The 13241-nt window shown below is 60.5% G+C and carries 9 protein-coding genes; 4 read left to right on the top strand and 5 right to left on the bottom strand.

Features of this window, described 5'->3' with window-relative positions:
* The first annotated feature begins 20 nt into the window (after window positions 1-20).
* The 3 genes from AAFP30_RS28645 (at window position 21) to AAFP30_RS28635 (ending at window position 4724) form a co-directional block, all read left to right on the top strand.
* Window positions 21-1214 (top strand): ABC transporter substrate-binding protein, encoded by a 1194-nt coding sequence (locus AAFP30_RS28645; protein WP_419233459.1) that lies wholly within the window; start codon window positions 21-23, stop codon window positions 1212-1214.
* Between the two features lie 76 nt (window positions 1215-1290).
* The gene (locus AAFP30_RS28640; RefSeq protein ID WP_419233458.1) at window positions 1291-1998 is read left to right on the top strand and encodes an ABC transporter ATP-binding protein; all 708 of its coding nucleotides are present in this window, start codon (window positions 1291-1293) and stop codon (window positions 1996-1998) included.
* Between the two features lie 2 nt (window positions 1999-2000).
* Window positions 2001-4724, top strand: coding sequence for an ABC transporter permease subunit (locus AAFP30_RS28635; RefSeq protein WP_419233457.1), 2724 nt, complete (start codon window positions 2001-2003; stop codon window positions 4722-4724).
* 61 nt (window positions 4725-4785) lie between these two features.
* Here AAFP30_RS28635 and AAFP30_RS28630 read toward each other — a convergent pair whose 3' ends face one another.
* Window positions 4786-6363, bottom strand: a complete 1578-nt coding sequence (locus tag AAFP30_RS28630; protein ID WP_419233475.1) for a long-chain-fatty-acid--CoA ligase — start codon at window positions 6361-6363, stop codon at window positions 4786-4788.
* A 277-nt stretch (window positions 6364-6640) separates the two neighbouring features.
* On the opposite strand from AAFP30_RS28630, the gene AAFP30_RS28625 reads away from it, so the two are divergent.
* Window positions 6641-7456 (top strand): hypothetical protein, encoded by an 816-nt coding sequence (locus AAFP30_RS28625; protein WP_419233456.1) that lies wholly within the window; start codon window positions 6641-6643, stop codon window positions 7454-7456.
* Window positions 7457-10076: 2620 nt separating this feature from the next.
* On the opposite strand, the gene AAFP30_RS28620 is transcribed toward AAFP30_RS28625, so the two are convergent.
* From AAFP30_RS28620 to AAFP30_RS28605, 4 genes are all read right to left on the bottom strand, one after another.
* Window positions 10077-10865, bottom strand: a complete 789-nt coding sequence (locus AAFP30_RS28620) for a DUF6602 domain-containing protein (RefSeq protein WP_419233455.1) — start codon at window positions 10863-10865, stop codon at window positions 10077-10079.
* A 200-nt stretch (window positions 10866-11065) separates the two neighbouring features.
* Window positions 11066-11512, bottom strand: coding sequence for a Mov34/MPN/PAD-1 family protein (locus AAFP30_RS28615; RefSeq protein WP_419233454.1), 447 nt, complete (start codon window positions 11510-11512; stop codon window positions 11066-11068).
* Window positions 11513-11538: 26 nt separating this feature from the next.
* The gene (locus AAFP30_RS28610) at window positions 11539-12810 is read right to left on the bottom strand and encodes a HesA/MoeB/ThiF family protein (RefSeq protein ID WP_419233453.1); all 1272 of its coding nucleotides are present in this window, start codon (window positions 12808-12810) and stop codon (window positions 11539-11541) included.
* Window positions 12807-13097, bottom strand: a complete 291-nt coding sequence (locus tag AAFP30_RS28605) for a hypothetical protein (protein WP_419233452.1) — start codon at window positions 13095-13097, stop codon at window positions 12807-12809. Before AAFP30_RS28605 ends, AAFP30_RS28610 begins: the two co-directional genes overlap by 4 nt.
* Window positions 13098-13241 lie beyond the last annotated feature (144 nt).

The following is a 13241-nucleotide window of genomic DNA, read 5'->3' as shown; positions in this document are numbered from 1 at the left end:
CATCCCAAAGGAGTTCATCCATGTTGTCTCGACTCAAGGTCGGTAGCGGGGCGGTCGCACTCGCGTTGGCCGCTGCCGCACTCGCGGGCTGTAGCGACGACGCCGCCGGCGATTCGTCGTCCGCATCGCCGTCGGTGGCGTACACGGGTACACCCATCAAGGTCATGTCGATCACGTCCACGGGGACCTCCACGGACTTCAAGACCGACACTGTCGCAAAGGCTTTCGTTGACAAGGTCAACAGCACCGGCGGAATCTCCGGGCACAAAGTGGATCTCGTCATCTGCGACGACAAGGGGGATCCCAACGAGACCGCCAACTGTGGCCGACAGGCAGTGTCGGAGAAGGTGGCCGCGGTTGTCGGTGGCCATACGCTGAACATCGATCGCGCATTGGACTATGTCGACCCCGCCGGTATCCCCTACATCGGCAACCTCGCGTCGTCGGCGAAGCAGATGAGCTCCAAGGTCACCTACCCGATCTATCCCGGTCCGCTCGCGCTGGCCGCTGTCGCAACTCAGGCAGGGTCCAAGTGTGGCGACGACATTGCCGTCGTCGCATTCGACACCCCCGGCGTCGTGGGCCTGCTGCCGGTGGCCGAGAAGGCATTGGCCAAGGAAGGCAAGAAGTTCAGCAGCTCAATCAAGGTGGCTCCGACGACCGTCGACTTCGCCGGTACGGCCAAGGCCATGGGTGAACACGAGTGCAACGTCACCCTGCTCGGGAGTTCGCAGATGGCCTCGCTTGTCGCAGCCCAAGCGCAGCTGGGCGTCAACACCAAGATGTTCACCATGGGTGGCACGTTCGACGAGAAGATCTTGTCCGACTTCGCGTCCACCGTCAACGGTTCCTGGACGCTGTCCCCGTTCCCGTCGGTCGATGATCCGGCGTGGGACCAGGCAAAGTCCGCGCTGCCCGAGGATTTCGACTTCGGTAACCCGATCACCCAGAACACGTGGGTCTCGTTTGTCGTGCTGCAGAAGGTGCTCGAGGGAACAAGCGGTGACGTCACCGCCGCGACTGTCCTCGACGCGATGAACCAGGCCACGGCCGTCGACACCGGCGGACTGACCAAGCCGATCAACTTCAGCAAGGGTCTGCCGCTGCCCGGTATGAGTCGGATCTTCAACCCGGTCGTGGTCAACTTCGAGATCAAGGACGGCAAGCTCGTGCAAGATGGCGGGTTCGTCGACCTTCGGACCCTCGCGAGCTGACGCTCCCCGGACCAGGGTGACGGATGACCCGTCACCCTGGTCCCTCGTTTCTTCAGTTCAAGAGAGGTTCAGTCGCATGTCGACAACAGTGAAGACCAGGGCGATCGCCATCAGGGCCGACGACCTGACCGTGACCTACGGCGGCGGCGTCGCAGCGGTCAGCGATGTCTCCATCGAGGTCGCTGCAGGTGAGGTGGTCACTCTCCTGGGTGCCAACGGCGCAGGCAAGACGTCGACGCTGATGGCGCTGGCCGGGGCCGTGAAGAACTCCGGCGGCACCGTCGAGATCCTGGGAAATGCCACCTCGGCGCCGCTGCATCGCCGTGCCCGCATGGGTATGGGCCTGCTCACCGAGGAGCGGTGCATTTTCAGTCGTCTCACCGTTCGGGAGAATCTCCGCATCGGACAGGGCGATCCAGACACGGCGCTCGAGTACTTTCCCGAGCTCGCCGATCATCTCGACCGCACCGCCGGCTTGTTGTCGGGCGGACAGCAGCAGATGCTGGCACTCGGACGTGTCCTCGCCGCCTCCCCCAAAGTCATTCTGGCCGACGAGCTTTCACTCGGACTTGCACCGGTGATCGTGCAGCGACTCTTGACCGCTATCCGCGCGGCCGCCGACGAGGGTGTCGCGGTCCTGCTCGTCGAGCAACATGTCAATCTTGCGCTGGAGAAGGCCGACCGCGCATACATCATGCGACGCGGCCGCATCGTCTACAGCGGTGCCGCGGACGAGCTTCGTGCCTCGCCTGAGACCGTTGCCAAACTCTATCTGGAGGCCTGATCGTGGTCGACATCGTTCAATTCGCCATCCTCGGCCTGGGAATCGGCGCGATCTACGCGATCCTGTCGGCCGGAATGGTCCTCATCTATCGCGGCTCTGGAACCATCAACCTGGCCCAAGGCCACATGGCCCTGCTCGGCACTTACCTGATGTACGAGCTGCAGACCGAACATAAGGTGGGAGCGATCCCGGCGTTGGTGGCGACGATCCTTGCCACTGCCGTGATCGGCGCGCTGATCCATCTGTTGATCATGCGCCCGCTCCGTCTGGCGAGCCCGCTGTCGCGGGTGATCGCCACGCTCGCCGTTCTCACCGTCATCAACGAGGCGATCCGCCTTCGTTATGGTGGTGGTCAGCTGTCGATGGACTCCATCCTGTCGACCAAGACAGTCGCGCTGGGCTCGGTGGTGATCGGGCGGCAATCGTTGTACCTGGTCGCCGTCGCGGTGATCATCGTGCTCATCCTGACCGTCATCAGCGCACGAACACGCCTGGGCCTGGCGATCTCCGCATCGGCCGAAAATACCAGGGCGGCAGCCGCACTCGGGTGGTCGCCGGATCTCCTGGCAATCGTGACGTGGAGTGTCGGCGGCGCCCTCGCCGGTCTCGCCGGCGCCTTGGTCACCTCGACGACCAACGGATTCTTTTCCACCGGATCGCTGTCGCTGCTGATCGTGGGAACCCTCGCCGCGGCACTGTTCGCCGAGTTCCGGTCCTTCACCCTGGCCGCGGTCGCCGGCGTCGCGATCGGCATAGCGCAGAGCTTGTCTACGCGCTACATCGACGTGACCGGTCTTGCCGATGCCATTCCATTCATCTTCATCGTCATCCTCCTCATCGTCCGCGGCAAGGGGCTGCCCGTCCGCGGAACGTCGACCGACAGATTGCCCAGCGTCGGTACCGGCCGCATCCGTCCTTTGGTCGTGGTCGCTTTGACCGTGGCAGCAATAGTGTTGGTACGGTTCGTGTTCGATGACAGTGCCATGCAGGCGATGGTGGTGTCGGCGTCAATCGGGATAGTTGTGCTCTCGATCGTCGTGCTGACCGGATATGCAGGGCAGCTCTCGCTCGCGCAGATGGCCCTCGCCGGAGTGGGTGCCTGGGCCGCCAGCCGACTGGCGGCCGACCACGGGTGGCCGTTTGTCCCAGCACTGGTCATCGGCGTACTCGCGGCAGGTATCGCCGGACTCGTGTTCGGCCTGCCCGCGCTGCGGACCCGGGGCATCAACCTCACGGTCGTCACATTCGGCCTCGGATTCGCCTTGTTCTCGGTTCTGTTCAACAACAGCAGCTTCACCGGCGGCACCAGCGGAACCAGCATCGTCCCGCAAGAGATCTTGGGTATCTCGATCGAACCGGTCCTCCATATGAACAACTACGCGACGATGACCGTGTTGGCGTTCGCGCTGACCTCGGTGATCGTGGCCAACCTGCGCCGAGGAGCGACCGGACGGCGTCTGCTGACCGTACGCTCCAATGAGCGGGCCGCAGCGTCGTTGGGTATCAACGTCTTTGCAACCAAGCTCTACGCATTCTCACTGTCCGCTGCGATCGCCGGCCTCGGCGGAGTGTTGCTGGCGTTCTCCTACACCACGATCCTCTATCCCGACCTCTTCGGCCCATTCACCTCCATCGCGGTGCTGACCGCCGCGGTCATCGGTGGCATCGGCTGGGTGTGCGGCCCGATCTGGGGCACGCTCCTCGTGACCGGCGGCCTGGGTGTCGTTCTCGTGGGCGATCTCTCCAGCGGCGGGTTCGAGGATTACGTGCCCCTGGTCGGTGGGCTCATCCTGCTTGTCTTGTTGATTGTCAACCAGAATGGCATCGCAGCGGCGGTGACCGGACTCATCCCGGCGCGCATCCGTGAGCGCAGTTCCGTCCCCGGAGTGGAGTCCGCCGGCAATAAGGTTCCCGTGCCGCAGCAGACGCTCCAGGTCACTGGATTGACGCAACGTTTCGGGGGTGTCACCGCACTCTCAGAGGTCACCCTCACTGTGGAACCCGGCAAGGTCCTTGGCCTCTTGGGGCCCAACGGCGCGGGGAAGACCACCCTGATCGATGCGATCACCGGATATGTGAATCCTGAAGGCACAATCCTTCTCGGTGACGAGGACATCACCGGCTGGTCGGCATCCCGACGGGCCCGGGCGGGTCTCGGTAGAACATTCCAGAGCCTGGAACTCTTCGACGAACTCACCGTTCGCGAGAACCTCCTCGCGGCCTGTGACGAACGAAGTCGTCGCTCCTACCTGATCGACTTGATCTGGCCGCGGCCAGGCAGCCTGTCGCCCACCGCACGCGCCGCCGTTGATGAACTGGAACTCGGCGAGTTCCTGGATCGGCGACTCGATGAATTGTCCTTCGGTCAACGACGCAGGGTCGCCATCGCGAGAACCGTTGCGATGTCGCCGTCAGTGATGCTCCTCGACGAACCAGGCGCAGGGCTCGACGCGACCGAGACCGAGGAACTCGGGCACCTGATCCGTCGTCTCGCCGACGAGTGGGGCATGGGCGTTCTGCTGATCGAGCATGACGTCGCGATGGTGCTCCGCACCTCGGACACCGTCCACGTCTTGGATTTCGGACGCACCATTTTCCATGGCGACCCCGCGGATGTCGGCGCCGACGACAACGTCAGGACCGCCTATTTGGGTAACGCATCGGTCGAGGTCGGAGAGTCGAGCTCGCCGCAACCCAAGCCGGTGGCCGGCGTCAACGTGCCGTAATCACCTATCGCGGGAATGATCCACCCTGGATGCCAGGGTGGATCATTCCCGCGTTCCGGCGTCAGCCGACGCTACCGGTGGTCACCGACGCGCGCAGGCGATCCTTCAGAACCTTGCCAGAAGCGTTGCGCGGCAGTGTTTCCACCACTTCTGCCGTGGTCGGCAACTTGTACTTCGCCAACGATGATGCCGCCCAGGAGCGCAACGTCTCAATGCTCGGAGCGTGCGCCCCCGGCCGTAGGACCAGGAATGCCACCGGCGTCTCACCCCACCTCGGATCCGGTTGTCCGACGAGGCTCACTTCGGCGATATCGGGGTGCGCACTGAGAACATTCTCGACCTCCGCACAGTAGATATTCTCGCCACCAGAGATGATCATGTCCTTGGCCCGGTCGACGACGTAGACGAAGCCCTCGCCGTCGACGCGCACCAGGTCTCCCGAGTGAAACCAGCCACCGCGCAAGGCTTCCTCGGTGGCTGCAGGGTTGTTCCAGTAGCCGAGCATCAAACCTGGTCCGCGGTAGACGATCTCACCGACCTCACCGGTGGCCACATCATTCATCTGCGCGTCGACCACTCGCATTGCCACCGTACTGACCGGTTTACCGACGGACCCCAGCTTCTCCAATGCGTCCCCGTCGTGCAGCACACACGTCACGGGAGACATCTCGGTCTGCCCGAACAGTGCAATCCGACGTGCCCCAGGAAACGTGCGGGACATGTTCCGCAGCAATGTGTCTGACGCCGGTGCCGCACCCCATCCCAGAACGCGCAGTCTGGGGAGACTGCGGGTAGTCACTGAGCGCGATTCGCACACGGCCTGCCATTGCGTGGGTACCAAGAAGACACTGGTCACAGATTCCGTGTCCAGCAGATCGACAAGGTGGGTCGCGTCGAACGCTCCGGTAGGCATGATTACGAGGGTGCCGCCGACGAAGATGGTCGGAACCACCGAACCGATTGCGCCGATATGAAACAGCGGCGAGGCGATCAGGTTGGTCTCCGCCTCATCGATGTAGTCAAAGGCGCGCATGAGCGTAACCGCCTGCGCCTGCAAGTTCAGATGGGACAGCACCGCGCCTTTCGGTCTGCCGGTCGTCCCCGAGGTGTACATGATCAACGCCGCCGACTCCTCCGGCACATCGACAGCCTGCCGCAACGTGCCATCGCTCACCACCTCGGCATACGACTCGAAACCATCGCACTCCGCGTCGGCGACAACGACCTGGATTGTCTGATCAACCTCCGGCAATGCCGCGGTGATGATCGGCAAGCCGAACTCATCGACTACCGCGAGGATTGCTCCGCAGTCGTTGACGATGTAGGCGGCTTCCGGGCCCGTGAGGCGGAAATTAACCGGTACAGCGATCGCACCGAGGCGGTTCGTAGCCAGCACCGTCTCGATGAACTCAGGCCTGTTTCCCATGATGACGGCCACCCGGTCCCCCGCGCCCACACCCCGCTGCGCGAAAGCGTCGGACAACATACTCACGCGAGTGGCCAATTGTGCCCACGTCGTGCTTGCGCCTTCAAAACGCATCGCCACGCGATCGGGTTGCATCGCGGCATGCCGCTCCACGTGACTGTTCCAGTGAATGCGACGGGAAACTCCCACTTGCACAGCACTATTCGATAGCAGAGACACAGTTGACCGTCCTTCACGGGTGGAAATACAGAGACGTGCCGGCATATGAGCTCGGACCGGATGGGCCGGTCGGCAGGTCGATTCGTCACCGCCATGACCAGCATCCATCTGGCATGGTAGCGCGTCATTCACCGTGGAGTTACGCAAAATTTGTATCTAGTCTTGGAATTCGGTGAAATGCGTCCTATAGTCAGATCATCACGTCGTGTACTTCACACTCTGATACCAACTATGAGGAGTCTCGCTAGTCATGCTCGACACAATCCCCGACATGCCAATACGGACAACGCCACAAACCGCGTTGATCGTTTTCACCGTCCTGATGACGCTCATTACCCTGGGCTTCCTATTCTGGTGGCTGATCAGCGAAAGGAAGAAGGGCCCTGCACTACTCATGCTGCTGATCGGCGGCGGCATCTCGGGTCTGATGGAGTCCTGGCTCGACAACATCATCCTGGTCGGATGGCCCGTTGACCAGAACCTGCCCACCTTCATCGCCTACGAACGCTTCGTGCCCATGTTCGTGTTCATCGGCTACGCGTGGTTCTGCGGCGGACTGCATTACGTCCTCGCGCGAGTCTTCGAGCGGTGGTACTCCACCAAGGTGATCTGGTTGCTCTACTTGGGCGTTCTTGTCGTCGATTTCACCGCCATCGGACTCTCGGGTTGGCTCGGAATCATCCAGTTCTACGGCGACGGACCAATGATGATCGCCGGATTCCCCGTGTGGTGGGCCGCGATCGACGGACTCAACGTCACCCTCGGTGGCACGCTGACGTTCTTCCTCTACCGGCGACTCAAGGGTGCCCAGCAGCTGTGGCTGATCCTGCTGCCGTGTGCCGGACTCGGTGCGGCCGCGGGCATCGTTGGCTGGCCCATCGCCACTGCGCTCAACTCGGGATGGTCGATGCCGATGAAGTATCTCTTCGCCTTCATCGCCATCGGGTTCAGCCTTGCAAGTGTGCACCTCATCGCCAAGGTCGGACCGCGATTCAACGAACTGCTCAAGGCGAGTGAGGCACAGGAAGCAGCCGAAACCGAAAGCCGCGACCCAGAACTCGTTGTTGGCAAACAGGAATTGGTTTAGTACCTCCGGCCCCACCGCGTTGGGACCGCCGCAGCGTCCGCAGCAGCAGGCGACCGCTGCCACGGTCGCATTCTCCCGGCGTCGGAGACGATTTGCGCCCACGATGCTTTCGCAGATCTAAGAACCACAAGCGCGACGTTCCAGGTGATCCCATAACTGGCAATCGAGGTGGTCCCGTCCTCATGGCAAACAATCAGCCCAGGATGGTCCCTTCACGGTGGCAAATGACACCGTTGACACGCCACTCGAAAATCATGTTCGCCAGTGACCGGAAACCGTCGGTACGTGAACTCCCCCCCCCCCCCCCCCGGGTAGGGACGTTGCCGGAAGATTTGACAGCGGTTTTGAACAGAATCCAGGGCCGCGATATTCACCTCGAATGGCAAGCCGCAGGTCAGGCTGTCGGTGTTTGCCACTCCCCCTGCTCGTTCACAGATGCTTTTGTCGATGATCAACCAGATTGGCGAAAATTGATCGAGTTGGCGAAGGTGTCTGAGCTGAAGTTTCGTGGTCAGAGCTTCGGGCACGGGTGACGGAGACGCCAAGCCCTTGGGCTCCGGAGGCCTGAAATATTGCGAAGCGTCCGTCTTCACCTTGAAGAGCTTCAACGGCGATCACGATAATCGCGCAAGGTGCGTTGAAAGAAATGAAGAAGGCTCGACTCTCCGGATTTGAAGGGCAGGACGCCAACGTCGTACTCAACACTTGGAGTTCCTGCTAGAAGTGCAATTGCGGATGGATCTGATACTGTGCAAACAAATATCGTTTGTGTCGATAGATCCTTTCCGAGACCCAAGAAACCACGGGAAGTTCCAAGATTTACCGGACTTGTATAGTACTTTGCCTCAACCAGGAGCCTTGCTTTCGCACTTGATGGATCTGAGTTGGTACTGCGAGCTCGATCTGCATCAGCCTTGGGTAACAGCAGAATGTCCGCCTCGTGAAGAACTTTTGACTTACCCGCTACCACAACACCTACGTGCAATTCCAATGCGGGGCGCGTGCCGATCTCCAAAACCGCATGGGTGAAGGGTATCACTGCGGGGCCACTGCAAATTCGGCCCGGGCTACGGCGAAAATGAAGGATAGCCGCCGGTGCACTACCATCCACACAGAATCTGACAGTGTATCCGACCGCTTTTGCTGCCTTTATAACAAGCCCGAATATATATGCTTCGTATAGATCATCTCCGGCAGTAGGCTTCGGCCCCGAAGATGTCATTGTTGTTGGCAGCGCAGCTGGGAGCTCTGACCTGAGGCTTTTCAATAGTTCGTCAGGCGTCCTTGAAGCGGGCACCGTCACGACCAGCCCACAATCTGATCGGAGCCAGTGTGAAGGTCACCCCGGTGCCGGTCTAAATCGGACGAACGTGATACGCCCACCAGTTCCCTGAGTTCGGTGAGGTCTCGTAGGACAGTTTCAACGGCGGTGCGGCGTTGCCTGAGTTCCTCAACTGTAGGCAATATCCATCCCCTGTCGTCATCGGACACAAGCCCCTCACTGCGGTCGGGAGAGAACCGAACTTCGGCTACTCCTCCTTCCCGAGAAAGGGTCTGGAGATCTTCCGTTATCAAGTACGTTCCGCCGATAGCCGCCTCGAGAAGGTCGATCAACATAGCGAGTCGATCTCGTGTCGGAAGTGCTACAAGCCGAACATCTCCCCTGTCTTGAGCTGACGAAGTGACTCGCCGACGAGGTAGGCGCGCCTGCTCCGTTTCGACTGCACGGCCTTCCGCTGCTGCGCGCCGCTCCTGATCTACGGGCGCTCCAAACCCCAGTTCAGTGAGCATGGTTTCGAACTGATTCAGGAAACCTGCGAGCTCTTCCTCATCCATAGGTTGAACTTACCGCGGCTAGCCGAACACGGCTCGAGGCTCGCGATAGGCCTCAAACGCGGAACCTCGAGAACGGAGATATCTGATCGGATGACCAGTCCGGCCAACTCATGGCCTACGGAAATTGAAACCAGTACATAGCAATCCGGTCGCACCCAGGGTTCGCCCGTCTCGCTACCCTCGTCGGCCAGGAGTGCACACGCACCTCCCGCGGTTGCTCAATCGCCGCCCTCGACATCGAGGAACTCTGGACTGCCATCCTGGACTGCGCCCACTCATCAACGAGCCATCACCGCTGACCTCCACGACAACCCCAGAATGATGACTGACAGAACACCAGGACCACAATCCGCAGGTCAGACACCTTCCCGAACATTCGCCACCAGTTTTGACAATATGTGCGGCTATTGAATTTCACGCCAAGTGGCGAGCCTCAGGTCAGAGCGTCTTCGTTCGCCACTCCGCCTGACCGATCACATCCGCTGTCAGCTGTCAACGAGATTGGCGAATTGTCATCGATTCATGTTCGATTTTCACGAACTTGGCGAGCGGTGAAAAAGTTCGTGCCACTTTGGGGTCTTGGGTGCTGGTGTGGCTTACGTGATTGAACGTCGGGGCTCTTGTAGGTGCTTTGCGAGCTGGATTGTCTGGCAAAGCGACTCCCTCTGTTCTCCCTGCCTGGTTCATGTGCACTAGAAACGTCACTACGTCGAGAAGATCGTCTTGTCCGCACGCTCAGACGCGACGAGAACGGCTACCTCAGTGTATGCGTGCTGAACCGCGCTCACGTTTCCGGAACGGATCCCACGAGTCGTTTCTCGTAGCACTGCATATCGATCGCCGGCACTGTGCCGATAGCCTGAAGCTGACGAAATAGCCTGATAGCGAAGTGAATTAACGCTTGGCCGGGTTGGCTCACGGTCTGCTCGACATTGAGGTCGCCATCTGGGTCGAGCGAGGGTGTGTAGTCGAAACAGAGGGAGTCAGCGGCTATTCCAATGTTGAGGAACCGATCATCGCTTCGGCTTGTAGGTTGGTAGGTGTCGAAGGTCGTGACAAAGTCGGCCCACGAAGAGCGCATTGCGAGGAGTCCACCGATGATCGGCTCGACTGCGATCTCGGACTTCGGATACCGCCCACCTTTGTGGATTACCGGCGCGCTTGTCCGCTTTAGTTGTCGGACGCTTGCGATCTTGTCCATGGTGTATCGGACATAGTCCGCGTTGAACTCGGGCTTGACTTCGAATGCCGCGTATACGCTTTCAACTGGTACAAATCGAGTTCCGTTGGCAGCGCCGAACCACTGGGGCGAGTAGTGACTGTCATACACCGCCACATCGATCTGGTCGCTCATCGCTCCCGTATGGTCAACCGCGAATATGGGACCAACTTCGTAACGTCGAGGCAAGAAGTCCCGGATCAGGCCGATCCAGTCGGCTTCGAATTCGTCGCCTTTGGTCCCAGGATGAGTTGTCACACTTCTGATCGCGAGGTAGGAAGCTTCGAGTGCACGCTGCTTGTTGAGGAAGGCGTTTCGCAAATCGAACCGCGGTGAAGACTGATCGGTGGTCATACCGGCTGCCCTTCTATCCTGCCTCGTAGTGTGATAGCGATGTTGGAGACTCGATCGTAGACAACATTAGGCGTGGTTCCTGTGGTGTGGCTCGCGTTGAACTTCTGCCTGAACGCGGCCGAAGTCGCAACGGCGCGGATCGGTCTGACCGGGGGCAGGTACGCCCAACTATCGGGTATCTCTTGTCTAGATAGACTGCATCACAATGCATTTCTCGTGAACCTGATTGTGGCACGTTGCGAGCCCTGCACGTCGTACCACCAACCACCGAGCAGGAGATCGCTCTGACTAGGAGTCACGATGATTGAGATGAAGACGTCGAAATCGAGATCGGGATCTGCCAGGAGTTGCTCATAGGTCTCGGAGTCCTTATTGCTAGGGATTGGGGGTCCGGTTGGGTGCGAATGCCACTCGCCTATCCACACGCTGTGGTCGTAGGACCAGCATGCGTCAGCGAACGCCTGGGAGTAGTTCCGGTCCCGAGAGAATGACGTAAGTGTGCGGATTGCCCGTGGCCCTGGTCTGCCAGCGTGCTGGATTGTTGCGGTGTCACGCGCGGTTTGGCCCAGGAGAATTCCACCGGTTTCGCGGCCGTCATCGGTTTGGCTTAGTTCGGCTCTGATCAGATCCGCCGCTCGCTGGTGCATCGTGATTCGTTGAAACCTGTGGTGCATCAGGGTCCGCATGTAATGCAGTCGGGGTACGACGGCCACGCGCCTGACCACTTGATATCACCTGCGGATTTGACGTCGAATGGCGCTGCCCAGTGTGCATTTGGGTGTAGGCCGAGAACTGCGTGTTCGCCCGGTAGTCGGTGGGCGGGGTGTCCGCGTCTTTCGAGAATCGTGGCGACGGTCGCTTTGGCTGCGAGCGCGGCGACAAGGTGGAGGTCCCCGCCGACGGCAGTCATTGGTTGATGTGTGGAACCTGTTTCGTAGCCGGCATCGAGTGTCGGCTCGGGGTCGAGAGCGCTGGTGTCGCGGAGGTGTCGGCGGTGGCACAGGAGGCATCCTCGTCCCGCCCACGGTCGGATGCGGACAATTTCACCGAGAGTGCCGTTTTCGAGGACGCATGCCATGACTGCGTCGATGTTGGCGCGACGTGCGAGGTGGCTTATTGTGCGGCGTGGCGCCACGCCATCGGCAGCGCAGAGAACGACGTCGGACTTGGTGAGCAAGCTGAAAATCGTATCGGCATCGGAGACGACGTCGAGGTCGTGCGGTCTAACGTTCGTGTCGGGCCGTGTACTCGTGATCTGGCCGTGAAGGGCGTTCACCTTGAGTCGTCCGACGTCGCGTTGAGAGCCAATATGACGGATCAGGTTGTGCCAGCGCAGCCGGTCGGGATCGACAATATGCAGTTCCCCAATCCCGTAGGTGGCTAGTTCGAGGGCTGCCGCTCCGCCGATGCTCCCGGCGCCCACCACCATCACCGTGGATTCTTCCAACACGTTCACCGGCCAATGCGCGCGAAGCTGCTCGGTTCCCCACACGTGCGGCGATACCTCGACATCCATTGGTATTGCGGCATCGTCGGTGACGTGCCAGCCAAGTAGTTCGGGCAGACCGACGCCGGGAAACTCCAGTGTTGCGTCGGGGCTGTAGGTGACTGCGATGTGCGGACGAGGGTGAAGGTTGGTGGGAACGAGTCTGCTGAACTCGGAGATAGGTATGCCGGTGCCTTTTCGCGCGGCGGAAAGGCACCACGCGGCATGCAAATCGGCGGTTACGCGATACCAGCGGCCACTGGGATGGGTGTCTGCATGACTAAGCCAGTGGTTTTTGGGAAGTTCAACTGGCAGAATGGGCCCGTGCTCGACGCTGAGATGCGTTATTGCGGCAGTGTTTTCGGCGACAGAAGCTCGGGTGGTGATCTTGCCCCAGCGTCCGCCGTTGCGTATTCGGTCAGCAGCATCGCTGGGGATGAGTACCAATGAGGATGTCACCGAGATTCTCCAGACTCGGGGTTCTGGAGAGTGAAGTCAGTGACCAGATGATCGAGCGAATCATCGGAGATGATGCCGGTCGTGCTCATCGTCTCGATGAGGCCGGTTTTCATTAGTGCGTACTCGACTCGCCACCCTGCCGCCTTCAGGAGAAGTTCTGTCACAGACGCTTGCGGGTCCCACAATGAGGTTGACCGGAGAAGACATAGGGTGCCGTCACCGTTGACGTGCCAAGCGTGCGCCGTCCACTCGCGCAACTCTGGTTGGGGATCGATCGGGCGGATCATTGGAGCGACCATGGGATAGGCCTGCAAGTAGCGCAATTCGATTGCGAGACCACGAATCTCGTGCTGGAGCAGCCCGCTAGGCGCAGGTCGGTCGAACGGCCACAACGGTAGGCGACCATCCCATCCCCCGGCCTCGTCATCGAC

This window comes from Gordonia sp. CPCC 205515 (assembly GCF_048537925.1).
Taxonomy (GTDB): Bacteria; Actinomycetota; Actinomycetes; order Mycobacteriales; family Mycobacteriaceae; genus Gordonia.
This window is presented reverse-complemented; position numbering and strand designations above follow the sequence as displayed.